General features: G+C 71.4%; 22 protein-coding genes. 17 read left to right on the top strand and 5 right to left on the bottom strand.

Features of this window, described 5'->3' with window-relative positions:
- Nucleotides 1-240 precede the first annotated feature (240 nt).
- From rsmD to mutM, 7 genes are all read left to right on the top strand, one after another.
- A complete protein-coding gene (gene rsmD, locus ACFVYK_RS21175) occupies nt 241-825 on the top strand; it encodes a 16S rRNA (guanine(966)-N(2))-methyltransferase RsmD (protein WP_389776145.1) in 585 nt (194 codons plus the stop codon).
- Nucleotides 826-851: 26 nt separating this feature from the next.
- On the top strand, nt 852-1,331 hold the full coding sequence (coaD, locus tag ACFVYK_RS21170; RefSeq protein ID WP_389776142.1) for a pantetheine-phosphate adenylyltransferase: 480 nt from the start codon (nt 852-854) through the stop codon (nt 1,329-1,331).
- A gap of 106 nt (nt 1,332-1,437) precedes the next feature.
- Nucleotides 1,438-2,562 (top strand): ATP synthase F0 subunit B, encoded by a 1,125-nt coding sequence (locus tag ACFVYK_RS21165; protein WP_389776140.1) that lies wholly within the window; start codon nt 1,438-1,440, stop codon nt 2,560-2,562.
- Between the two features lie 162 nt (nt 2,563-2,724).
- On the top strand, nt 2,725-3,369 hold the full coding sequence (locus tag ACFVYK_RS21160) for a YceD family protein (protein WP_389776138.1): 645 nt from the start codon (nt 2,725-2,727) through the stop codon (nt 3,367-3,369).
- Between the two features lie 2 nt (nt 3,370-3,371).
- A complete protein-coding gene (gene rpmF, locus ACFVYK_RS21155) occupies nt 3,372-3,545 on the top strand; it encodes a 50S ribosomal protein L32 (RefSeq protein ID WP_007493396.1) in 174 nt (57 codons plus the stop codon).
- Between the two features lie 7 nt (nt 3,546-3,552).
- Nucleotides 3,553-4,383, top strand: a complete 831-nt coding sequence (gene rnc / locus ACFVYK_RS21150; RefSeq protein ID WP_389776136.1) for a ribonuclease III — start codon at nt 3,553-3,555, stop codon at nt 4,381-4,383.
- A gap of 89 nt (nt 4,384-4,472) precedes the next feature.
- Nucleotides 4,473-5,333 (top strand): bifunctional DNA-formamidopyrimidine glycosylase/DNA-(apurinic or apyrimidinic site) lyase, encoded by an 861-nt coding sequence (mutM, locus tag ACFVYK_RS21145; protein WP_389776133.1) that lies wholly within the window; start codon nt 4,473-4,475, stop codon nt 5,331-5,333.
- Here mutM and ACFVYK_RS21140 read toward each other — a convergent pair.
- Nucleotides 5,306-5,707 carry a winged helix-turn-helix transcriptional regulator gene (locus ACFVYK_RS21140; protein ID WP_389776131.1) on the bottom strand — a complete coding sequence of 134 codons (402 nt, stop codon included), beginning with the start codon at nt 5,705-5,707 and terminating at the stop codon, nt 5,306-5,308. The two genes, mutM and ACFVYK_RS21140, sit on opposite strands and share 28 nt — an antisense overlap.
- 117 nt (nt 5,708-5,824) lie before the next feature.
- Between ACFVYK_RS21140 and ACFVYK_RS21135 the strand changes: the two genes are divergently transcribed.
- A complete protein-coding gene (locus ACFVYK_RS21135; RefSeq protein WP_389776128.1) occupies nt 5,825-6,412 on the top strand; it encodes a flavodoxin family protein in 588 nt (195 codons plus the stop codon).
- Between the two features lie 132 nt (nt 6,413-6,544).
- Here ACFVYK_RS21135 and ACFVYK_RS21130 read toward each other — a convergent pair whose 3' ends face one another.
- Both ACFVYK_RS21130 and ACFVYK_RS21125 read right to left on the bottom strand, forming a co-directional pair.
- On the bottom strand, nt 6,545-6,700 hold the full coding sequence (locus ACFVYK_RS21130; protein WP_389776125.1) for a hypothetical protein: 156 nt from the start codon (nt 6,698-6,700) through the stop codon (nt 6,545-6,547).
- Nucleotides 6,701-6,769: 69 nt separating this feature from the next.
- Entirely contained in the window at nt 6,770-7,921 is a 1,152-nt protein-coding gene (locus tag ACFVYK_RS21125; RefSeq protein ID WP_389776123.1) for a CAP domain-containing protein, read from the bottom strand.
- A 197-nt stretch (nt 7,922-8,118) separates the two neighbouring features.
- Between ACFVYK_RS21125 and ACFVYK_RS21120 the strand changes: the two genes are divergently transcribed.
- The 4 genes from ACFVYK_RS21120 to ACFVYK_RS21105 all read left to right on the top strand — a co-directional run bounded on the left by ACFVYK_RS21120 (nt 8,119) and on the right by ACFVYK_RS21105 (nt 14,454).
- Entirely contained in the window at nt 8,119-8,400 is a 282-nt protein-coding gene (locus ACFVYK_RS21120; RefSeq protein WP_389776121.1) for an acylphosphatase, read from the top strand.
- A gap of 380 nt (nt 8,401-8,780) precedes the next feature.
- Nucleotides 8,781-8,984, top strand: a complete 204-nt coding sequence (locus ACFVYK_RS21115; protein WP_020128723.1) for a hypothetical protein — start codon at nt 8,781-8,783, stop codon at nt 8,982-8,984.
- A 256-nt stretch (nt 8,985-9,240) separates the two neighbouring features.
- Nucleotides 9,241-12,795 (top strand): chromosome segregation protein SMC, encoded by a 3,555-nt coding sequence (smc, locus tag ACFVYK_RS21110; RefSeq protein WP_389776118.1) that lies wholly within the window; start codon nt 9,241-9,243, stop codon nt 12,793-12,795.
- 240 nt (nt 12,796-13,035) lie between these two features.
- Nucleotides 13,036-14,454 (top strand): sugar porter family MFS transporter, encoded by a 1,419-nt coding sequence (locus ACFVYK_RS21105; protein ID WP_389776115.1) that lies wholly within the window; start codon nt 13,036-13,038, stop codon nt 14,452-14,454.
- Nucleotides 14,455-14,569: 115 nt separating this feature from the next.
- On the opposite strand, the gene ACFVYK_RS21100 is transcribed toward ACFVYK_RS21105, so the two are convergent.
- On the bottom strand, nt 14,570-15,541 hold the full coding sequence (locus ACFVYK_RS21100) for an LLM class flavin-dependent oxidoreductase (RefSeq protein ID WP_389776112.1): 972 nt from the start codon (nt 15,539-15,541) through the stop codon (nt 14,570-14,572).
- 206 nt (nt 15,542-15,747) lie between these two features.
- Here ACFVYK_RS21100 and ACFVYK_RS21095 point away from each other — a divergent pair, with 206 nt between their 5' ends.
- Both ACFVYK_RS21095 and ftsY read left to right on the top strand, forming a co-directional pair.
- Nucleotides 15,748-16,194 carry a hypothetical protein gene (locus ACFVYK_RS21095; RefSeq protein WP_389776109.1) on the top strand — a complete coding sequence of 149 codons (447 nt, stop codon included), beginning with the start codon at nt 15,748-15,750 and terminating at the stop codon, nt 16,192-16,194.
- Nucleotides 16,195-16,425: 231 nt separating this feature from the next.
- A complete protein-coding gene (gene ftsY, locus ACFVYK_RS21090) occupies nt 16,426-17,631 on the top strand; it encodes a signal recognition particle-docking protein FtsY (RefSeq protein ID WP_389776107.1) in 1,206 nt (401 codons plus the stop codon).
- A gap of 260 nt (nt 17,632-17,891) precedes the next feature.
- Here ftsY and ACFVYK_RS21085 read toward each other — a convergent pair whose 3' ends face one another.
- On the bottom strand, nt 17,892-18,548 hold the full coding sequence (locus ACFVYK_RS21085) for a bifunctional DNA primase/polymerase (protein WP_389776104.1): 657 nt from the start codon (nt 18,546-18,548) through the stop codon (nt 17,892-17,894).
- A gap of 469 nt (nt 18,549-19,017) precedes the next feature.
- Between ACFVYK_RS21085 and ACFVYK_RS21080 the strand changes: the two genes are divergently transcribed.
- From ACFVYK_RS21080 to ACFVYK_RS21070, 3 genes are all read left to right on the top strand, one after another.
- Nucleotides 19,018-20,502 (top strand): hypothetical protein, encoded by a 1,485-nt coding sequence (locus tag ACFVYK_RS21080; RefSeq protein WP_389776102.1) that lies wholly within the window; start codon nt 19,018-19,020, stop codon nt 20,500-20,502.
- 329 nt (nt 20,503-20,831) lie between these two features.
- Nucleotides 20,832-22,175 (top strand): ammonium transporter, encoded by a 1,344-nt coding sequence (locus tag ACFVYK_RS21075; protein ID WP_389776099.1) that lies wholly within the window; start codon nt 20,832-20,834, stop codon nt 22,173-22,175.
- A complete protein-coding gene (locus ACFVYK_RS21070; protein ID WP_003997576.1) occupies nt 22,172-22,510 on the top strand; it encodes a P-II family nitrogen regulator in 339 nt (112 codons plus the stop codon). The genes ACFVYK_RS21075 and ACFVYK_RS21070 overlap by 4 nt, the downstream gene beginning before the upstream one ends.
- Nucleotides 22,511-22,515: the final 5 nt, after the last annotated feature.

Genomic DNA, 22,515 nt, shown 5'->3' with positions numbered 1-22,515 from the left:
ACCGGGCGGGCCCCGACCGCGCGGGCCCCCGACCACGCCCCCGACCACGCGGGCCCCCGACCACGCGGGCCCCCGACCACGCGGCCGCGACCGGGCGGGCCCCGACCGCGCGGGCCCCGACCGCGCGGCGACGAACGCGGACGTTCGCCGTGCGGGACGCGGCCGGCCCCGACCCGCACGGCCCCCCTCGTCTCCGCCTGCCAGACTGGACCGGTAACCGCCGCCGAACAAGGACCCGAGATGACCCGCGTGATCGCTGGCGCAGCAGGCGGACGTCGCCTGGCCGTCCCGCCGGGGACCGGCACCCGTCCCACGTCCGACCGGGCCCGCGAAGGTCTCTTCTCCACCTGGCAGTCGCTCCTCGGCGGCCCCCTGGACGGAGAACGCGTCCTCGACCTGTACGCCGGCTCCGGCGCCGTCGGGCTGGAGGCGCTCTCCCGGGGCGCGAGCCACACCCTGCTGGTCGAGGCGGACGCCCGCGCGGCCCGCACGATCCGGGAGAACGTGCGCAGCCTGGGCCTGCCCGGCGCCGAGGTCCGCGCCGGCAAGGCCCGCCAGGTCGTCCAGGAGGAGCCCGCCGCCCCGTACGACCTGGCCTTCCTGGACCCCCCGTACGCCGTCTCCGACGACGATCTTCGGGAGATCCTGCTCACACTCCGCTCAGGGGGGTGGCTAGCGGCCGACGCCCTCGTCACCGTGGAGCGCAGCACCAGAGGCGGGGAATTCCACTGGCCGGACGGCTTCGAAGGTCTCCGGGCCCGTCGCTACGGCGAGGGAACGTTTTGGTACGGTCGCGCCGCCTCTACGTGCGAAGACGCACGATGACCGGACCGGAGAGCGAGGGAACGCAAGTGCGCCGTGCCGTCTGTCCCGGGTCGTTCGACCCGATCACCAACGGACACCTCGACATCATTTCCCGCGCCTCCCGTCTGTACGACGAGGTCTACGTCGCGGTCATGATCAACAAGTCGAAGAAGGGCCTGTTCGAGATCGACGAGCGGATCGACCTGATCCGCCAGGTCACCGCCGAGTACGGCAACGTCCGGGTGGAGGCCTTCCACGGCCTCCTCGTCGACTTCTGCAAGCAGCGCGAGATCCCCGCCATCGTCAAGGGGCTGCGCGCGGTCAGCGACTTCGACTACGAGCTGCAGATGGCCCAGATGAACAACGGCCTCTCGGGCGTCGAGACGCTGTTCGTGCCGACCAACCCCACGTACAGCTTCCTCTCCTCCTCCCTGGTCAAGGAGGTCGCCACCTGGGGCGGCGACGTCTCCCACCTGGTGCCCGAACCGGTCCTCACGGCGCTCGGCGAGCGGCTGCGGCGGGAGTGACGTCGGACGGCTGCCGCTGACGGCCCGTCATCCGCTGTCCGGCGGACACCCGGTGGCCGTACAGTCGTCCCGTCCGTCTCCAACACAGCTGTAGAGAGAGCAACCGGTGGACGTGCAGAAGAAGCTCGACGAGATCGTCACGGCGGTCTCCAGTGCCCGGTCGATGCCGATGTCGGCCTCGTGCGTGGTCAACCGCGCGGACCTGCTCGCCCTGCTGGAAGAGGTGCGCGCGGCCCTGCCCGACTCCCTCGCCCAGGCCGAGGAGCTGATCGGCGGCCGGGAGCAGCTGGTCGAGCAGGCCCGTCAGGAGGCCGAGCGGATCATCTCCACCGCGCACGCCGAACGCGGCTCCCTGATCTCCGACACCGAGATCGCCCGCCGCTCGCAGGCCGAGGCGGACCGCATCCTCGCCGAGGCCCGCAAGGAGGCCGAGGAGGTCCGCGCCGAGGCCGACGACTACGTCGACTCCAAGCTCGCGAACTTCGAGGTCGTCCTGACCAAGACGCTCGGCTCCGTCGGCCGCGGCCGCGAGAAGCTCCTCGGCACCGGCCCGGGCGTCGACGAGAACGGCTACGAGGACGAGGACGCCCCCGAGCGCAGCCACGACCCCGAGACCCTGCGCCGCGACGCCGACTCCTACGTCGACACCAAACTGGGCGCGTTCGAGGCGGTCCTCGCCAAGACCCTGGAGGCGGTCGGCCGCGGCCGGCAGAAGCTGCACGGCCGCATCGCCACGGACGACCTCGGCGCCCTCGCCGGCGACATGACGACGTTCCAGCACTCCTCCGACGCCGACTACCTCGCCGATCTGACCGCCCTCGCGGAGCAGGACGCCACCGCCGGACAGCACGTCCAGCAGCCCTACGAGCAGCAGGAGCCGCAGCCCGCCTACGGCTACCAGCAGCCGGCGGACGGCGGTTACCCGCAGCCGGCGGACCCCTACGGCGGCTATCAGCAGCAGGGACAGCAGACCTACGGACAGCAGGACGCGTACGGCTACCAGCAGGCCGACCCCTACGCCTCCGCCTCCGGCTACGCCCAGGCGGACGGGGCCCCCTTCCAGGGCTACGACGCCCAGCAGGGCGCCTACGACCCCCACCAGGGCGGCCGGCAGCAGCAGCCGCAGCAGCAGGTCCCGCCGGAGTACGCCCTGGACGAGACCAGCCTCTTCGACACCGGCATGATCAGTGCCGAGCAGTTGCGCGCCTACGAGCAGGAGCGCGGTCTGTAGGAGCGCCGCCGCCCCGACCCGATTGGGCTGTGGGCGAATGCTCCAGTATCCTGGCCCTTCGGTCGCGTGTGCGCTTCGCTGTTTCCGTATACGCCCGCGATCACCGCTGCCCGCAGCACCGAGGGCAGCGGCCCTCACCGAGTTCGAAGATCGAAAGCAGGAATGGCCCTGAACGCCCGCCTCGACCACCGCAACCCTCTTGTGTTCGACACACACGAGCTGGGGCGGCGTCCTGGCGCGCTGCAGCGCCTGACCCGCGAGATCGACGCCCCCAAGGATCTCGGGATCCTGGGAGTCATCGGCGTGCCGCTAGGCGCTCCGGTGGAGCTCGAACTCCGACTCGAGTCGGTCATGGAAGGGGTGCTCGTCACAGGCACCGCCCGTGCACAGGCCGAGGGGGAGTGCGTAAGGTGTCTGGAGCCGCTCGAGCTTGATCTCGAAGCGGAGTTCCAGGAGATGTTCTCGTACCCTGACGCCGACGACCGGGGCCGTGTGAAAGCGGAGCCGGCCGACGACGCCGAGGAAGACGAGGACAGGCTCTTCATCGAGGACGGTCTGTTCGACCTCGAACCCGTGCTGCGTGATGCGGTGGTGCTCGCACTGCCGATGCAGCCGGTGTGCCAGGACGACTGCCCAGGCCTGTGCTCCCAGTGCGGAGAGCGGCTGGCGGACGACCCGGGACACCACCATGACGCCGCCGACATCCGTTGGGCGGCACTGCAGGGACTCGCCGGTTCACTCGAAGACGGCGAGAAGGACGAGATGAGCGGCGCCGAAGCGGGCGTCGACGAGAAGCAGGAGAAGTAGCCGTGGCTGTTCCGAAGCGGAAGATGTCGCGCAGCAACACGCGCCACCGCCGGTCGCAGTGGAAGGCTGCGGTCCCCACCCTGGTTGCGTGCGAGCGCTGCCACGAGCCCAAGCTGCAGCACATCGCGTGCCCGTCTTGCGGCACCTATAACAAGCGCCAGGTCCTCGAGGTCTGAGCGGCCGGTGAGAGGCTTCATGTCTGACGCCAAGGCGGACACGACCGTCAAGAAAAAGGCGGACACCACAGCCTCGTCCCACACGCTTCTGGAAGGGCGGCTCGGCTATCAGCTCGAGTCCGCCCTTCTGGTGCGTGCGCTGACCCACCGTTCCTACGCGTACGAGAACGGCGGCCTGCCGACGAACGAGCGGCTGGAGTTCCTCGGGGACTCCGTGCTCGGCCTCGTCGTCACGGACACGCTGTACCGCACCCACCCCGATCTGCCCGAAGGCCAACTGGCCAAGCTGCGGGCCGCGGTGGTCAACTCGCGTGCGCTGGCGGAGGTCGGCCGTGGCCTCGACCTGGGCTCCTTCATCCGGCTGGGCCGGGGCGAAGAGGGCACGGGCGGCCGGGACAAGGCGTCCATCCTCGCCGACACCCTGGAAGCGGTGATCGGCGCGGTCTATCTCGACCAGGGCCTCGAAGCGGCCTCCGAACTGGTGCACCGCCTGTTCGACCCGCTGATCGAGAAGTCCTCGAACCTCGGCGCCGGCCTGGACTGGAAGACCAGTCTCCAGGAGCTCACCGCGACCGAAGGGCTCGGCGTGCCCGAGTACCTGGTCACGGAGACCGGCCCCGATCACGAGAAGACCTTCACTGCTGCCGCCCGCGTCGGAGGCGTCTCGTACGGCACCGGCACCGGCCGCAGCAAGAAGGAGGCGGAGCAGCAGGCCGCCGAGTCCGCGTGGCGGTCCATCCGGGCCGCGGCGGACGAGCGTGCCAAGGCGGAGCAGGCGGCCCAGACCGTCCAGACCGCCGACAGCAGCACTCCGGACCCCGAGTCCGCCTCCGCCTGACGAACGACCCAGCAGTCACACAGCAGAACAGCAGTACGAGACGAACGCCCGCCCCCGCTGGGAGGCGGGCGTTCCGTACGGGGGATCCCATGCCCGAGTTGCCCGAGGTCGAGGTCGTCCGGCGCGGTCTGGAGCGGTGGGTCGTCCATCGCACGGTCGCCGACGCCGAGGTGCTGCACCCGCGCGCCGTGCGCCGGCACCTCGCGGGCGCCGACGACTTCGCGCACCGGCTCGAGGGACATCGCGTCGGAACCCCCAGCCGACGCGGCAAGTATCTTTGGCTGCCGCTGGAGGACACCCGCCTGGCGATCCTGGCCCATCTCGGCATGAGCGGTCAGCTTCTGGTGCAGCCGCACGGCGCCCCCGACGAGAAGCATCTGCGCGTCCGGGTGCGCTTCGCCGACGAGGTGGACACCGAACTGCGCTTCGTGGACCAGCGCACCTTCGGCGGCCTGTCCCTGCACGACACCGCCCCCGACGGTCTGCCGGACGTCATCGCGCACATCGCGCGCGACCCCCTCGACCCGCTGTTCGACGACGAGGCGTTCCACCAGGCCCTGCGGCGCAAGCGCACCACCGTCAAGCGGGCCCTGCTCGACCAGTCGCTGATCAGCGGCGTCGGGAACATCTACGCGGACGAGGCGTTGTGGCGCGCCCGTCTGCACTACGACCGTCCGACCGGCAACCTCACCCGCCCGCGCACGGTCGAACTGCTGGGCCATGTCCGGGACGTGATGAACGCGGCGCTGGCCGTCGGCGGCACCAGCTTCGACAGCCTGTACGTCAACGTCAACGGCGAGTCGGGCTACTTCGACCGGTCCCTGGACGCCTACGGACGCGAGGGGCTGCCCTGCAAGCGGTGCGGCACGCCGATGCGGCGACGTCCGTGGATGAACCGGTCCAGCTACTTCTGCCCGAAGTGTCAGACGCCGCCGCGCGCGGCGTCGTAACGCTCGCGGGCCGCGAGGACGTCGTCCATCCGCCCTTCGAGGTGATGGATCAGGCTGAGGAGGCGTTCGGCCACCTCGCGCCCGAGCGGGGTCAGCTCGTAGTCCACGCGGGGCGGGTTGGTGGGCTGCGCCTCGCGGTGCACCAGCCCGTCGCGCTCCAGGGCGTGCAGCGTCTGGGACAGCATCTTCTCGCTCACGCCGTCGACCCGGCGGCGCAGTTCGTTGAACCGCAGCGAGCCCTCGTACAGCGCGCCGAGCGTGAGCCCGCCCCAACGGCCGGTGATGTGCTCCAGCGTGCCGCGCGAGGGGCAGGCCTTGGCGAACACGTTGAACGGGAGGGCGTGGTCCTCCGCGCTCACCTGGGTGATGGTCATACCGCAAGCGTACGGCAAAGCAGCGCTCACCTATGGGTTGCACTAACTAAAAGTGAGTGCTTTCCTTCAGTCACTGCTTTTGAGCTGCCCGGCAGCCCGTTCCACGAGGAGTGCACCATGTCCAGCCCTGTCGTCTCCGTCGCCTACCACTCCGGCTACGGCCACACCGCCGTCCTCGCCGAGGCCCTTCGCGCGGGAGCCGCCGACGCCGGCGCCGAGGTGCACCTGATCAAGGTCGACGAGATCACCGAGGAGCAGTGGACGCTGCTCGACGGCTCCGACGCGATCGTCTTCGGCTCGCCCACCTACATGGGCACCGCGTCCGGCGCCTTCCACGCCTACGCCGAGGCGACCTCGGCCCGCTGGGCCACCCAGGCCTGGAAGGACAAGCTGGCCGCCGGATTCACCAACTCCGGCTCCAAGAGCGGCGACAAGCTGCACACCCTGCAGTTCTTCCAGATCCTGGCCGCTCAGCTCGGCATGCACTGGGTGAACCTCGGTCTGCTGCCCGGCTGGAACAGCTCCACCGGCTCCGAGAACGACCTCAACCGCCTCGGCGTGTCCCTCGGCGCGGCGGCCCAGACCAACGTCGACGAGGGTCCGGACGCCGTGCACAAGGCCGACGCGGCGACGGCGGAACACCTGGGCCGCAGGGTCGCCGAGACGGCGAGGATCTTCCTGGCCGGCCGCGTCCAGGCCGCTTGACCGTTCCGCGCTGTCTTCCGGCGAGCGCTCCCGCGCGATCCGGGAACAGCCCGACCGGCGACTCGGTCAGCCGTGCGACACCGTACGGATCTGCTCCCGCACGATCCGCGAACACCCCGACCGGCGACTCGCTCAGCCGTGCGACACCGTACGGATCCGGGCGGGAGCGGCGGAGGCGAAGTCGACGGCGTTGCCCGCATGCGAACGGCCCCAGGCGGGCGGGCGGCGGCGGCTGACCAGCAGGACGTCGCCGACCGCGGCCTTCTCCCGGCCGACGCCCTCGCTCACGGCGTGCACCCGGCGCGCCACGCCCGCGCCTGACGCCGTCCGATCACGGTCGCCCGACCCGCGGGCGTCTCAGTAGCCGAAGTCCTGAGTCCACCAGGGGCCGCCGGGGCCGAAGTGGACGCCGACGCCGAGCGTCTTGAAGTCGCAGTTCAGGATGTTGGCCTTGTGGCCGGGGCTGTTCATCCACGCCGCCATGACCGCGGCCGCGTCGGCCTGGCCGCGGGCTATGTTCTCGCCGCCGAGATCGGATATGCCGGCCTTCGCCGCCCGGTCCCAGGGGCTCGCCCCGTCCGGGTCGGTGTGGTCGAAGAAGCCGCGCGCGGCCATGTCGTCGCTGAACTTCCCCGCGAGATCCGACAGCGCGCTGTTCGCCGCGAGGGGGCTGCAGCCGACCTTGGTCCGCTCCTCGTTGACCAGGCTCAGCACCTCGGCCGCCGCCTGCGCCTCGGCCGAGACCGTCACCGGCGACTCGACCCGCTGCGGCGCCTCGGTGGCCCTCTTCGACTCGGACGGCGTGCTCTGCGGCTTCTGCGCCGGCTTGGTGGGTGTGGCCTGCGGCTTCTCGGCGGCGGTCTTGCTCGGGGAGGCCGTCGGCGCGGAAGTGGAGGGGGACGGGGAGGCCGAGGGGGCGGTGGGCGAGGCGGACCGGCCGGCGTCACGGCTGGTCGACGCGGAGCCGCGGTCGGACTCGGCGGAACCGGACGTGCCGCCCTGCTCGGCGGCCGAGTTGGTCGGCGAGCCCGCGGCCTGCACCTTGTCGGCGGGGCCTGTGCCGCCGCCGAGCCGGTAGCTGTCGAGACCCGGCACCACGCCCGTGGCCACCGCGACGGTGCCCAGGGCGACCGCCGCGGACACGCCGAGCAGTCCCGTCTTCACCGGGGTGGCGACCCGCTTCTTGCGGCGGCGACCCCCGTCGGTCCGGCCCGGGCCCGGGCGCGAGGCGCCGCCGCCGGGCGAGGGCGCGAAGCCCTCGGTGGAGAACACCGCGGTGCCGACGCGCGCGTGCTCGTCGTCCAGGGCGTACAGATACTCCTGGCTGCGGGCCACGGAGTCGGCGTAGGCCTCGGGGTTCAGATACGGCGCGATGCCCATCGTGGGGCGGTCGCCGCCGTACCGGCCTTGCGGGGTGTGACTGTCCGCGTACGAGCCGTGCGTCTGTGCGACCCCCGTGGCGCGGCTCGTGGCGGCGCGGCCGGCGGCGGAGCGTCGGTGGCGTCCCATGTCCTTGCCTTCCTCGTTCAAGCGGTGTTTCCCCACGGTCGCCGGGGCTAGGGGCGCCTCGCGCCTCCTGCTCCCCCTGGTCGACCGGACTCACCCGATCGAGTGAGTTTCATATGAGATGCATTGGGTGGGGACGGTACCGCATGGCGCAGGGGGAGGAAGTGTCCCGAGAGACTTCGCCCGGTTAGGTTGCACCCATGAGCGAGGATGTTCGACTGGTCGCCTGGGTGCGCGGACACGTCCAGGGCGTGGGATTCCGCTGGTTCACCCGGGCCAAGGCGCTGGAGATCGGCGACCTGAGTGGTTTTGCTCTCAATCTGGCCGATGGACGGGTTCAGGTGGTCGCGGAAGGGGCCCGGGAGCGGTGCGAAGGACTCCTCGGCTGGCTCCTGGGTGACGACACGCCCGGTCGTGTGGACGGCGTCACCGAGATATGGGACACACCGCGCGGCGGCTACGACGGCTTCGCGATCCGCTGAGAGGGGTGCGAGGGGCATCCCCGGCGAGGGGACGGAAGGTGCCGTCGGCGCCCGCCCGGAAGGAAAAGAGGCAGGTGGTTGGCAAGAATCGCTTGCGGTGGGAGGCTCCGCACGCAAGGATGATCGCCACGCCTTCGGGGCCCCGCAGGAGTCGCAGCGCCGCCGTTCCGGCCGCGCGCCACCGGGTTGTCCCCCAATACGGGGCGTGATCGTGTTGACCGTCAAACTTTTTGGTGAGACGCTGAAAGCACCCCGCGCACCTCAGCTGTTTGGCATGGATCAACAGCAGGACGAACAAGATCCCGCCAGGCACCGCGGGTGCGAATCCCTCACGACCCACACCGCTTCGGTCGGTCACTCATTGTGGAGGACCATCCATCATGGCAAAGGCGCTTCTCGGTTACGTCGGCGGCTCCGACCCGCGACTCCTCGCCGAGATGCGACGGCTCCAGCAGCGTGTACAGGATCTGGAATCCGAGCTCGGACGGATCCAGGCCGAGAACGACGCGCTGACGGCTGCCGCTTCTCACGAATCGCTTCTGGAGAGCATCGACGCACGCCAGGCGGAGCCTGCGCTCACCTGATCGCTGCACCGCTGCACAACGGCATCGCAGGGGTCGGGCGGTACATACCAACCGCGTCGGACCGCTAAGTTGTCAAGAGTCTGCAAGGGACGCCTCCCAGGCGTCCCTTCTTTCTTTGCCGCCGCTTCCGTGGCCCCCGCCGTCGGTTCCCCCGTGCACCCCCTCAGTCTCTTAACGGTTGGTGTGCCCTGCGCGTTCAGGGGTGAAACCGCGGGTTCATGGAGTGAGACACCCCCGGAAGGTAGAGTCCAGCGCCGTGCACCTCAAGGCCCTGACCCTCCGGGGGTTCAAGTCGTTCGCCTCGGCGACCACACTCCGGTTCGAACCGGGCATCACCTGCGTCGTCGGGCCGAACGGCTCGGGCAAGTCCAACGTGGTCGACGCGCTCAGCTGGGTCATGGGCGAGCAGGGCGCCAAGTCGCTGCGCGGCGGCAAGATGGAGGACGTCATCTTCGCCGGCACCAGCGGCCGCCCCCCGCTGGGCCGCGCCGAGGTGTCGCTGACCATCGACAACTCCGACGGGGCGCTGCCCATCGAGTACGCCGAGGTCACCATCACGCGGATCATGTTCCGCAACGGCGGCAGCGAGTATCAGATCAACGGCGACACCTGCCGCCTCCTGGACATCCAGGACCTGCTGTCCGACTCCGGCATCGGCCGCGAGATGCACGTCATCGTCGGCCAGGGCCAGCTCGACTCCGTCCTGCACGCCGATCCGATGGGCCGCCGCGCCTTCATCGAGGAGGCCGCGGGCGTCCTCAAGCACCGCAAGCGCAAGGAGAAGGCGCTGCGCAAGCTGGACGCGATGCGGGCCAACCTCGCACGCGTGCAGGACCTCACCGACGAACTACGGCGTCAGCTCAAGCCGCTGGGCCGCCAGGCGGCCGTCGCCCGCCGTGCCGCCGTCATCCAGGCCGACCTGCGCGACGCCCGGCTGCGCCTCCTCGCCGACGACCTCGTACGGCTCCGGGAGGCCCTGCGGACGGAGGTGGCCGACGAGGCCGCCCTCAAGGAGCGCAAGGAGGCCGCCGAGCAGGAGCTGCGCAGGGCGCTGCAGCGCGAGGCCGTCCTGGAGGACGAGGTCCGCCGGCTCACCCCCCGCCTGCAGCGCGCCCAGCAGACCTGGTACGAGCTGTCCCAGCTCGCCGAACGGGTCCGCGGCACGATCTCCCTCGCCGACGCGCGCGTGAAGAGCGCCACCTCCGCGCCCCCCGAGGAGCGGCGCGGCCGCGACCCCGAGGACATGGAGCGCGAGGCCGCCCGGGTCCGTGAGCAGGAGGCCGAGCTGGAGGCCTCCTTGGAGGCGGCCCGGCACGCGCTGGACGACACCGTCGCCCACCGCGCCGACCTGGAGCGGGAGCTCGTGGCCGAGGAACGCCGGCTCAAGGACGTGGCCCGGGCCATCGCCGACCGCCGTGAGGGACTCGCCCGGCTGAACGGGCAGGTCAACGCGGCCCGCTCGCGCGCCGCCTCCGCCCAGGCCGAGATCGACCGCCTGGCCGCCGCCCGCGACGAGGCCCGGGAGCGCGCGGTCGCCGCGCAGGAGGAGTACGAGACGCTGAAGGCGGAGGTGGACGGCCTCGACGCCGACGACCACGAACTGGGGGAGCGGCACGAGACGGCCAGGCGGCGGCTCGTCGAGGCGGAGGCCGGCCTCACCGCGGCCCGCGAGGCCGCCACGGCGGCCGAGCGCAGCCGCGCCGCGACCCAGGCCCGTCGCGATGCACTGGCGCTGGGCCTGCGCCGCAAGGACGGCACCGGCGCGCTGCTCGGCGCGCGGGACCGGCTGAACGGTCTGCTCGGCCCGGCCGCCGAACTGCTCACGGTGACCCCGGGGCACGAGGTCGCCCTCGCGGCGGCCTTCGGGGCGGCGGCCGACGCGATCGCGGTGACCACGCCCGCTTCGGCGGCCGACGCGATCCGCCTGCTGCGCAAGCAGGACGCCGGCCGCGCCGCGCTGCTGCTGAGCGGCGCGGCGGACGATCCGCCCGAGGAGGGGCGCGGCGACGGGCCGCCCCGGGCCGCCGACCTCGTCCGGGGTCCCGCCGAGCTGATGCCCGCCGTGCGTCGGCTGCTGCGGGGGATCGTCGTCGTCGGCACCCTGGAGGACGCCGAGGAACTCGTCTACGGCCGCCCCGAGCTCGTCGCCGTCACGGCCGAGGGCGATCTGCTGGGGGCGCACTTCGCGCACGGCGGGTCGGCCGGGGCGCCCAGTCTGCTGGAGGTGCAGGCCTCGGTCGACGAGGCCGAGGCCGAACTGGACGAGCTGGCGGTGCGGTGCGAGCGGCTGGCGCTGGCGCAGAGCGCGGCGGGGGAGCGGCGCAAGGAGTGCGCGGCGCTCGTCGAGGAGTTGGGGGAGCGGCGGAGAGCGGCCGACCGCGAGAAGTCGGCCGTGGCCCAGCAGCTCGGGCGGCTGGCGGGACAGGCGCGCGGCGCCGCCGGTGAGGCCGAGCGGTCCACGGCGGCCGCGGCGCGGGCGCAGGACGCGCTGGAGCGGGCCGTCGAAGAGGCCGAGGAGCTGGCCGAACGGCTGGCCGTCGCCGAGGAGACGCCGGTCGAGGAGGAGCCCGACACCGCCCTGCGGGACCGGCTCGCCGCCGACGGGGCGAACGCCCGGCAGACCGAGATGGAGGCGCGGCTGCAGGTCCGCACGCACGAGGAGCGGGTCAAGGGGCTCGCGGGGCGGGCCGAATCGCTGGACCGGGCCGCGCGCGCGGAACGCGAGGCACGCGCGCGTGCCGAGCAGCGGCGGGCGCGGCTGCGGCACGAGGCGGCCGTCGCGGAAGCCGTGGCCTCCGGGGCCCGGCAGCTGCTCGCGCACGTCGAGGTGTCCCTCGCACGGGCCGAGGCGGAGCGGGTCGCCGCCGACGCCGCGAAGGCCCGCCGGGAGCAGGAGCTGGCCGGTGCGCGCACCGCGGGACGCGATCTGAAGGCCGAACTCGACAAGTTGACGGATTCGGTTCACCGGGGCGAGGTACTAGGAGCGGAGAAGCGACTGCGGATCGAGCAGTTGGAGACCAAGGCCCTGGAGGAGTTCGGTGTCGAACCGGCGGGGCTCGTGTCGGAGTACGGCCCGCATCAGCTGGTGCCGGCCTCGCCCCCCGCCGAGGGCGAGGAGCTGCCGGAGGACCCGGAGCACCCGCGCAACCGGCCGAGGCCGTTCGTCCGGGCCGAGCAGGAGAAGCGGCTCAGGGCCGCCGAGCGCGCCTACCAGCAGCTCGGCAAGGTCAACCCGCTCGCCCTGGAGGAGTTCTCCGCGCTGGAGGAGCGTCACCAGTTCCTCAGCGAGCAGCTGGAGGACCTGAAGAAGACCCGCACCGACCTGCTGCAGGTGGTCAGGGAGGTCGACGAGCGCGTCGAGCAGGTCTTCAGCGAGGCCTTCCGGGACACCGCCCGCGAGTTCGAGGGCGTGTTCGGCCGACTCTTCCCGGGCGGGGAGGGACGGCTGATCCTGACCGACCCCGACAACATGCTCACCACGGGTGTGGACGTCGAGGCGCGGCCCCCGGGCAAGCGGGTCAAGCGGCTGAGCCTGCTCTCCGGCGGCGAGCGTTCGCTGACGGCCGTGGCCCTGCTGGTGTCGATCTTCAAGGCCCGCCCCAGCCCGTTCTACGTCATGGACGAGGTCGAGGCGGCTCTCGACGACACGAACCTGCAGCGGCTGATCCGGATCATGCAGGAGCTGCAGGAGGCCTCGCAGCTGATCGTGATCACGCACCAGAAGCGCACGATGGAGGTCGCCGACGCGCTGTACGGCGTGTCCATGCAAGGTGACGGCGTGTCGAAGGTGATCAGTCAGCGGCTGCGCTGACGACGAGCCGGAGAGTCGGCCGAGGAGCCGTTCCCGCGGCCGCGAGCGCAGGCCGTGACGTCACGCTGCCTTCAAGAGGTGAACGCATGTCACTGGATCTTGTCTCAGTTCTCACATTTTTCCGCGTTTGATTTTGAAACTTGAAGGCATAAGGTCAGGAACGTTGGATTTACCTTCAGGTGCCACCTACCTGGGGGGCTGACCACACCGGCGACGTTGCCGGTGGCCCGAGGAGTTCACGTGACCAGCACAGCGCAGGCACCCCAGTCAGGAGCCCGGACGGCTCACCCCGATCATCTCGGGCATGTCATCTTCATCGCCGCGGCGGCCGCGATGGGCGGCTTCCTCTTCGGCTACGACAGCTCCGTGATCAACGGCGCCGTCGAGGCCATCCGGGACCGCTACGACGTGGGTCCGGCGGCCCTGGCCCAGGTCATCGCCATCGCCCTGATCGGCTGCGCCATCGGCGCCGCCACCGCCGGCCGGATGGCGGACCGCATCGGCCGCATCCGGGTCATGCAGATCGCCGCCGTGCTGTTCACGGTCAGCGCCGTCGGCTCGGCCCTGCCCTTCGCGCTGTGGGACTTCGCCATGTGGCGGGTCGTCGGCGGCTTCGCCATCGGCATGGCCTCCGTCATCGGCCCCGCCTACATCGCCGAGGTCGCCCCGCCGGCCTACCGCGGCCGGCTCGGATCCTTCCAGCAGGCCGCGATCGTCATCGGCATCGCGATCTCGCAGCTGGTCAACTGGGGTCTGCTCAACGCGGCGGGCGGCGACCAGCGCGGCGAGCTCATGGGCCTGGAAGCCTGGCAGGTCATGCTCGGCGTGATGGTCGTCCCGGCCGTCCTGTACGGCCTGCTCTCCTTCGCCATCCCGGAGTCCCCGCGCTTCCTGATCTCCGTCGGCAGGCGCGAGCGGGCCCGCGACATCCTGGAAGAGGTCGAGGGCGACAAGATCGATCTGGACGCCCGCGTGGCCGAGATCGAGCACGCGATGAAGAGCGAGCACAGGTCCACCTTCAAGGACCTGCTCGGCGGCTCCTTCTTCTTCCTGCCGATCGTCTGGATCGGCATCGGCCTGTCGGTCTTCCAGCAGTTCGTCGGCATCAACGTCGCGTTCTACTACTCCTCGACGCTGTGGCAGTCGGTCGGCGTCGACCCGACGGACTCGTTCTTCTACTCCTTCACGACGTCGATCATCAACATCATCGGCACCGTGATCGCCATGATCTTCGTGGACCGCGTCGGCCGCCGGCCGCTCGCCCTCATCGGCTCCGTCGGCATGGTCGTCGGCCTGGCCCTGGAGGCCTGGGCGTTCTCCTTCGACCTCGTCGACGGCAAGCTCCCGGCCACCCAGGGCTGGATCGCCCTGATCGCCGCCCATGTGTTCGTCCTCTTCTTCGCCCTGTCCTGGGGCGTCGTCGTCTGGGTCTTCCTCGGCGAGATGTTCCCCAACCGGATCCGTGCCGCCGCCCTGGGCGTGGCCGCCTCGGCGCAGTGGATCGCCAACTGGGCCATCACCGCGAGCTTCCCGTCGCTGGCCGACTGGAACCTCTCCGCGACCTACGTGATCTACACGGTCTTCGCCGCGCTCTCCATCCCGTTCGTCCTGAAGTACGTCAAGGAGACGAAGGGCAAGTCGCTGGAGGAGATGGGCTGAGCCACGCGGCAGGGCCGAGTCGTGCGACGAGGCCCACCAGCCCCCTGAACTCGAGGAGCGGGGCCGAGTCCCCGCCGCCCGCTCCTCGACACCCGTAGGAACGCGCTGCCCCGGCTCACCCCCCGAGCCGGGGCAGCACGCGTTCGCAGAACAGCCGCAGACTGCGCCACCCCTCGGCCACCGGCATCCCGCCCGCCAGCGGATGCAGGACGAGGTTGTCGAGCTCCTGGGCCACGCACTCGTCCGGCGTGAGGATCCGGTACACGCCCTCGTCCCGGAGCTCGTCGACCGTGAGCGCCCCCGACCGCACCGCCGAGCGGATGTCCCCGGACTGCCAGGACGCGTAGGTGCGGGCCTCGTGCAGGAAGTGCTCGCCGTGCTCCGCCCAGGCCCGGTCCGGATCCTCGGCCAGGTGCAGCAGCGGGGTCTCGGCGCCGGGCATCATCGTCCACCCCTGAGTGCCGTACTCCACCAGCCGCTCCTTGTAGTACGCCTCCAGCTCCGGCAGGTGTGCGCTGGGGAAGAAGGGCAGACCGAGGCGGGCGGCCCGGCGGGCGGCGGCCTGCGAGGATCCGCCGACCAGCAGCAGCGGGTGCGGCGCGGTCCCCGGGCGCGGGGTGACCCGTACCGTGCGGCCGCGGTACTCGAACTCCTCGCCGGTCCAGGCCCGCAGCACGGTCTCCAGCAACTCGTCCTGGAGCCGGCCCCGGCGCTTCCACTCCACGCCGGCCCGGGCGTACTCCTCGGGCCGGTAACCGATCCCGGCGACGGTGACCAGCCGGCCGCCGCTCAACAGGTCCAGCACCGCGATGTCCTCGGCGAGCCGCAGCGGGTCGTGCAGCGGGCCGATGACGGCGGAGACGGTCACCGCCAGCCGCCGGGTCGCCCCGAGCACCGCGCCCGCGAAGGTGAACGGCGACGGCAGCCAGTTGTTCTCGACGCCGTGATGCTCCTCGGTCTGCACGGTCGTCACCCCGTGCTCGTCCGCGTAGGCGGCCATCTCCAGCGCCGCCCGGTACCGGACGCCCAGCTCGGCGGGGGTCGCACCGGGCGCGACGAGATTGAAACGGACGACGGTGACGGGCATGCGGACCCCCTTCGGCGGATGTGGAGGGACGGTAACTGACGATGCGTCAGATAGCCATGCCCGGGGGCCCGCAGGGCGTATGCCTGCTCGCGGACTTCCCGCCGACCGCTCGGCAGGCGGCGCATGCGCCAGGATTGTTCCGCACGCCCCTTCGAATCGGCTGTCGTCGCCTACAAGTCGGACGACCTCACGCCAGGAGACGCCCGATGACGTACGTAGACCCCGAGACCCGGGCCAAGGCCGCCGCATACGGTCACCCGTTCGCTTCGGAGGAGATCATCGCCGCTGGGCACGACCTGGCAGCCCGAGTCTGCCGAGAGCTCCAGCGGGCCGGTCTCCCCGCTCATGTCCGGCGTCCGCAGGAGCCGAGCCGTCCCGGCGCTTCGGTGGAGGTCGAGAACCAGGGTGAACACGCCGGAGGCCTCCATGTCCGATGGAGCGCCCCGGAACTGGGCGTGGCCGGTCTGCGGGCGGCGGCAGAACGGCAGGACCCGGCCGCGCCGGAGTGGAAGCGCTATGGCGAGGTCGTCGTGCTCATGCAGACGGCACTGATCGGGGTCCTGCGGCTGGCCGGCTTCTCCGTCGTGCCGGCCGAGGAGGTCGACGACCTCGCCGAGGGCGATGTGTACGTCCACGCCCACAGGCCCTCGTGAGGTGGCGGCCGCCGGGGCCGCCGATGACGAGGGTGCGGGTCCGGCGAGTGGGGCGCCTCGGGAGGCGGTGCGGAGGTGAGGACGGGGGCGAGGACCGACGCCGGTGACGGTCGCGCCGGGCGCCTCCACGCCGACCACGTCCGGGGGGTCGGTCGGGAGTCGTGATCGGGGCACGGGTGACCGGGTCGCCGTCCGTCCCGGCGTGGAGGGGTCGCGCATACTGGGTGCGTTATGGAAACCGTCATCCTTGCTGTAGTCATCGCCGTGGTCGTGCTCGCGGTGCTCGGCGGGCTCGTCGTCGGCAGTCGACGGCAGAAGTCGCTGCCCCCGCCGCCCCCCACCACGCCCGACATCACCGCCCCGCCGACCGAGCCGCACGTCGGCGACGAGGCCGAGACGCCGCGCGACGAACCGCGCCGCACGATCGAGGAGGTGGACCTCCCCGGCGGCGGCGCGACCGGCACCGCCGTCGAGGAACCGCCCGCTCCCGAGGTCCCCGCACTCGAGATCCCGGAGCCGACAGAGGGCCGGCTGATCCGCCTTCGCGCCCGGCTCTCCCGCTCGCAGAACGCCCTCGGCAAGGGGCTGCTCACGCTGCTGTCGCGCGAGCACCTCGACGAGGACACCTGGGAGGAGATCGAGGACACCCTGCTCACCGCCGACGTCGGCGTGCAGCCCACCCAGGAACTCGTCGAGCGGCTGCGCGAGCGGGTGCGGGTGCTCGGCACCCGCACCCCGGAGGAACTGCGCGCCCTGCTGCGCGACGAACTCCTCAAGCTGGTCGGCACGGACGTCGACCGGACGGTGAAGACCGAGCCCGCGGACCGCAAGCCGGGCATCGTGATGGTCGTGGGGGTCAACGGCACCGGCAAGACCACCACCACCGGCAAGCTCGCGCGCGTGCTCGTCGCCGACGGGCGCACCGTCGTGCTGGGCGCGGCCGACACCTTCCGCGCCGCCGCCGCCGACCAGCTCCAGACCTGGGGCGAGCGCGTCGGCGCCCACACCGTGCGCGGCCCCGAGGCCGGCGACCCCGCCTCCGTCGCGTTCGACGCGGTGAAGGAGGGCAAGGAGATGGGGGTCGACGTCGTCCTCATCGACACGGCCGGCCGGCTGCACACCAAGACCGGCCTCATGGACGAGCTCGGCAAGGTCAAGCGGGTCGTCGAGAAGCACGCGCCACTCGACGAGGTGCTGCTCGTCCTCGACGCCACCACCGGGCAGAACGGCCTCGTCCAGGCCCGTGTCTTCGCCGAGGTCGTGGACATCACCGGCATCGTGCTGACCAAGCTGGACGGCACGGCCAAGGGCGGCATCGTGGTCGCGGTCCAGCGCGAGCTGGGCGTCCCGGTCAAGCTGGTGGGGCTCGGCGAGGGCGCCGACGACCTGGCGCCGTTCGAGCCGGAGGCGTTCGTCGACGCCCTCATCGGCGACTGAGAAGCCCGAGGAGTCCGAGGAGTCCGAGGAGTCCGACGAGCCCGGCGAGTCGGAGAAGTCCAGGAGCGCGAGGGGCCGAGCGAACGTCGGCCGCCCCTCGCCCGGCCGCGAGAAGCGCCCGCTTCCAGGTGCAGTGGGAGCGGGCGCTTCGCCGTGTACGCCGCCGCACGCGTCACACGCGGTGCGCCCGTCGTGCTCGCGCACGCGCCGTACGGTTCGCGCGGCCGGACGCGGCGTACCGCTCGTGCGGCGGCCCCGCCTCAGGCGCGTGAGCGGTGGGCCAGGTAGGCCAGGGTGCCCAGCAGCAGCCGCGCCTCCGGCGGGCGGGTGGCCGAGTCCAGCGCGGGCGGGCGCAGCCAGCGTGCCGGGCCGAGGCCGCCGCGGTCGCTGGGCGGGGCCGTGATGTGGGTGCCGGGACCGAGGCCGCGCAGGTCGAGGGCGGTCGGGTCGTCCCAGCCCATGCGGTAGAGCAGGCCGGGCAGCTCCGCTGCGGCTCCGGGGGCGACGAAGAACTGGGCGCGTCCCTGCGGGACGGCGACGACCGGGCCGAGGGGCAGCCCCATGCGTTCCAGGCGGACCAGGGCGCGACGCCCCGCGTGCACGGCGACGTCGATCACGTCGAACGCGCGCCCCACCGGCAGCATGATCGCGGCACCCGGGAACTCCGACCAGGTCCGGCTCACGTCGTCGAGGGTGGCTCCGGCGGGGACCCGGGGGGCGAACTTCAGGGGGTGCGCGCCCGGCGCGCGGCAGTCGGCGCGCCCGCAGGAGCAGACGCCCGCCGCGGCCCGTGCGCCCGGCACCGCGTCCCAGCCCCACAGTCCCGTGAACTCGGCCACGGCGGTGCACTCGGACGAGCGACCGCGCCTGCGCGCACCGGATCGGATCTCGCGAATGCCGCCGATCGTGAAGCCCATGCCCCCTCCAACGGGTCCGACTGCCCCCTCCAACAGGTCCCGCGCACCGATGGTTACGCAACGGGCCCGTGCCGTGACTCTGTGTGCTTTCGCTTTCCCCGTGGGCCGTATGATCCAGGCCGCGCGCTGAAGCACCCTCGGTGGTGTGCCCGACGGTGCGCGCCCCTGAGTGCGCCGCTCCGCTGCTTCCGGCCGTCCTGTGTCAAGTGAATCGCGGACCGGCTACCGGGAGTTCGTTCGAAGGGGTGGCGAATGGTGGCGATTCCGGGATCGCCGTGGCTGGAGCGTGATCGTAGGACTACTTTGAGTGTGCGGGTCATGGAGGCACATGCGCTTGTGGGTATGCCGGAGGCAAGTCGCCTTTCCGTTCGAAGGGTGACAAGTGCCCTACGGCGGGCCGTATTTACCGGCATTCTGATAGGGCTTGGCGCACTCGGTGACAAGTGGTCTCACGAATGGGGGCGTTCCAGTGAGCGGCAACGGCGGAAGCGGAACCAACGCTGCGGGCGCGGACAAGCGCCCGAACGAGCTGCTCACTTCCTGGTTCGTGCGCAGCGGCTGGTCGAAGGGCGAACTGGCCCGTCAAGTGAACCGCCGCGCGCGCCAGTTGGGGGCCAATCACATTTCCACGGACACCTCCCGGGTGCGCCGCTGGCTGGACGGCGAGAACCCCCGCGAGCCCATCCCCAGGATCCTGTCCGAGCTGTTCTCCGAACGGTTCGGCTGCGTCGTCTCCGTCGAGGACCTCGGACTGCGCGCCGCCCGCCAGGCGCCCTCCGTGACCGGCGTCGACCTCCCGTGGACGGCCCCGCAGACGGTGGCCCAGCTCAGCGAGTTCTCGCGCAGCGACCTGATGCTGGCCCGGCGCGGCTTCCTCGGGACCTCGCTCGCCCTGTGCGCGGGACCGTCCCTCATCGAGCCCATGCAGCGCTGGCTCGTCCCCTCGCCGCCCGCCCAGCCCGAGGAACCCGGCTCGATGCCGACCAGCCGGGCCCGCGGCCGGCTCTCCCGGCCCGAGCTGGAACTGCTGGAGTCCACCACCGTGATGTTCCGGCAGTGGGACGCCCAGTGCGGCGGCGGTCTGCGGCGCAAGGCGGTCGTCGGGCAGCTGCACGAGGTGACCGACCTGCTCCAGGAGCCCCAGCCCGAGGCCACCGCGAAGAAGCTGTTCAAGGTCGCCGCCGAACTGGCGGAGCTGGCCGGCTGGATGTCCTACGACGTGGGCCTGCAGCCGACCGCGCAGAAGTACTTCGTCCTCGCCCTGCACGCCGCCAAGGAGGCCGGCGACCGGCCGCTCGGCAGTTACGTGCTGTCCAGCATGAGCCGCCAGATGATCCACCTCGGCCGGCCCGAGGACGCCCTGGAGCTGATCCACCTCGCGCAGTACGGCAGCCGGGACTGCGCCGGTCCGCGCACCCAGTCCATGCTGTATGCGATGGAGGCCCGCGCCTACGCCAACATGGGGCAGCCCGGGCGGTGCAAACGGGCGGTGCGGATGGCCGAGGACACCTTCGCCGAGGCCGACGAGTGGGACGAGCCGGACCCGGACTGGATCCGCTTCTTCTCCGAGGCCGAGCTGTACGGCGAGAACAGTCACTCCTTCCGCGACCTCGCCTATGTCGCCGGGCGCAGCCCCGCGTACGCCTCGCTGGCCGAGCCCCTGATGCGCAGGGCCGTCGAGCTGTTCGCGGGCGACCGCGACCACCAGCGGTCCTATGTGCTGAACCTGATCGGCATGGCCACCGTCCATCTGCTGCAGCGTGAGCCCGAGCACAGCGCCACCCTCGCCACCCAGGCCATGCAGGAGGCGAAGAAGGTGCGCTCCGAGCGCGTCAACACCCGTATCCGCAAGACCGTCGACAGCGCCGTACGCGATTTCGGGGATCTCTCCGAGGTCGTGGACCTCACCGAACGGCTCACCATCGAGCTCCCGGAGACCGCCGAAGCGGTCTGACGCGCGCGGCAGACCCCCAGTGCCCCGGCCGCGGCCGGCCCTCCCGAACAGCCCGACTCGGCTCCCCCGTGCCAGGTCATCGGAAGGCCGACCGCGGCCGGTTCTCTCTCCTGCGACGAACGTTGCGCCACGATAACGATCCGCTCGCCGGACATCAGCCAGTTCATCGAGGCGTAACGCACGAGGCGGCTTCGTCACGACGGTGAAACAACGAGGGGCTTCCACCGAAACGGCACTGCGCGAATCTCATGGCGCATAACCGGCCCACCCCTCACGAACCCGCTCTGGCTTCGCCCGCACGGGGCCGTACCTACGACGAGGAGACGCCGATGGCAGCAGCCATCACGCTTGCCGCGGAGGCACCCAAGCTGTCCTCCGCGAACACAGGCTTCATGCTCATCTGTTCCGCCCTGGTGCTGATCATGACCCCGGGCCTCGCCTTCTTCTACGGCGGCATGGTCCGCGTCAAGAGCACGCTGAACATGCTGATGATGAGCTTCATCAGCATCGGGATCGTCACCATCCTGTGGGTGCTGTACGGCTTCTCGCTCGCCTTCGGCACCGACTCCGGCAGCCTCATCGGCTGGAACTCCGACTGGGTGGGTCTCAGCAACATCGGCCTGACGCAGCTGTGGGACGGCTACACCATCCCGATCTTCGTCTTCATGGTCTTCCAGATGATGTTCGCCATCATCACGCCCGCACTGATCAGCGGTGCGCTCGCGGACCGTGTGAAGTTCTCCGCCTGGGCGCTGTTCGTCGCCCTGTGGGCCACGGTCGTCTACTTCCCGGTCGCGCACTGGGTGTGGGGCGCCGGCGGCTGGGCGTTCGAGCTGGGCGTCATCGACTTCGCGGGCGGCACGGCGGTCCACATCAACGCCGGCGCCGCGGCCCTCGGCGTGATCCTCGTCATCGGCAAACGCGTCGGGTTCAAGAAGGACCCCATGCGCCCGCACAGCCTGCCGCTGGTCATGCTCGGCGCCGGTCTGCTGTGGTTCGGCTGGTTCGGCTTCAACGCCGGCTCGTGGCTCGGCAACGACGACGGCGTCGGCGCGCTGATGTTCGTCAACACGCAGGTCGCCACCGCCGCCGCCATGCTGGCCTGGCTCGCCTACGAGAAGATCCGCCACGGCGCGTTCACCACGCTGGGCGCCGCCTCCGGCGCGGTCGCCGGCCTGGTCGCCATCACCCCCTCGGGCGGTGCGGTCTCCCCGCTCGGCGCGATCGCCGTCGGCGCCATCGCCGGTCTGCTGTGCGCCATGGCCGTCGGCCTGAAGTACCGGTTCGGCTACGACGACTCGCTCGACGTCGTCGGCGTCCACCTCGTCGGCGGTATCGCCGGCTCCCTGCTGATCGGCTTCTTCGCCACCGGCAAGGGCCAGTCCACCGCGACCGGCGTCTTCTACGGCGACCACTCCTTCGACCAGCTGTGGAAGCAGTGCGCGGGCGTCTTCGCGGTCCTCGCCTACTCGCTGGTGGTCTCCGCGATCCTCGCCTTCCTCCTCGACAAGACCATCGGCATGCGGGTCTCCGAGGACGACGAGATCGCCGGCATCGACCAGGCCGAGCACGCCGAGACCGCATACGACTTCAGCGGGGCCGGCGGTGGCGCCGCCCGCACGACCGCCCTCCCGACCGCGGTCGCCGGAGCGAGCAAGAAGGTGGACGCATGAAGCTCATCACCGCCGTCGTCAAGCCCCACCGGCTCGATGAGATCAAGGAAGCCCTGCAGGCCTTCGGGGTGCACGGTCTGACGGTCACCGAGGCCAGCGGCTACGGTCGTCAGCGGGGCCACACCGAGGTCTACCGTGGAGCCGAGTACACCGTCGACCTGGTGCCCAAGATCCGCATCGAGGTGCTGGCCGAGGACGACGACGCCGAGCAGCTGATCGACGTCATCGTCAAGGCGGCCCGCACCGGCAAGATCGGCGACGGCAAGGTCTGGTCCCTCCCGGTCGAGACGGCCGTTCGGGTCCGCACCGGCGAGCGCGGCCCGGACGCGCTCTGACGCAG

It is taken from the genome of Streptomyces sp. NPDC058291 (assembly GCF_042880855.1).
Taxonomy (GTDB): domain Bacteria; phylum Actinomycetota; class Actinomycetes; order Streptomycetales; family Streptomycetaceae; genus Streptomyces.
This window is presented reverse-complemented; position numbering and strand designations above follow the sequence as displayed.

Bases quoted from the DNA above. Each gene is read 5' to 3' on its own strand.
- ACFVYK_RS21070 (WP_003997576.1), top strand. From the start codon at position 22,172: ATGAAGCTCATCACCGCCGTCGTCAAGCCCCACCGGCTCGATGAGATC.
- rsmD (WP_389776145.1), top strand. From the start codon at position 241: ATGACCCGCGTGATCGCTGGCGCAGCAGGCGGACGTCGCCTGGCCGTC.
- ACFVYK_RS21120 (WP_389776121.1), top strand. From the start codon at position 8,119: ATGAGCGAGGATGTTCGACTGGTCGCCTGGGTGCGCGGACACGTCCAG.
- ACFVYK_RS21085 (WP_389776104.1), bottom strand. From the start codon at position 18,548: ATGGGCTTCACGATCGGCGGCATTCGCGAGATCCGATCCGGTGCGCGC.
- mutM (WP_389776133.1), top strand. From the start codon at position 4,473: ATGCCCGAGTTGCCCGAGGTCGAGGTCGTCCGGCGCGGTCTGGAGCGG.
- ACFVYK_RS21135 (WP_389776128.1), top strand. From the start codon at position 5,825: ATGTCCAGCCCTGTCGTCTCCGTCGCCTACCACTCCGGCTACGGCCAC.
- ACFVYK_RS21140 (WP_389776131.1), bottom strand. From the start codon at position 5,707: ATGACCATCACCCAGGTGAGCGCGGAGGACCACGCCCTCCCGTTCAAC.
- ACFVYK_RS21115 (WP_020128723.1), top strand. From the start codon at position 8,781: ATGGCAAAGGCGCTTCTCGGTTACGTCGGCGGCTCCGACCCGCGACTC.
- ACFVYK_RS21125 (WP_389776123.1), bottom strand. From the start codon at position 7,921: ATGGGACGCCACCGACGCTCCGCCGCCGGCCGCGCCGCCACGAGCCGC.
- ACFVYK_RS21095 (WP_389776109.1), top strand. From the start codon at position 15,748: ATGACGTACGTAGACCCCGAGACCCGGGCCAAGGCCGCCGCATACGGT.
- ACFVYK_RS21075 (WP_389776099.1), top strand. From the start codon at position 20,832: ATGGCAGCAGCCATCACGCTTGCCGCGGAGGCACCCAAGCTGTCCTCC.
- ACFVYK_RS21100 (WP_389776112.1), bottom strand. From the start codon at position 15,541: ATGCCCGTCACCGTCGTCCGTTTCAATCTCGTCGCGCCCGGTGCGACC.
- ACFVYK_RS21160 (WP_389776138.1), top strand. From the start codon at position 2,725: ATGGCCCTGAACGCCCGCCTCGACCACCGCAACCCTCTTGTGTTCGAC.
- ftsY (WP_389776107.1), top strand. From the start codon at position 16,426: ATGGAAACCGTCATCCTTGCTGTAGTCATCGCCGTGGTCGTGCTCGCG.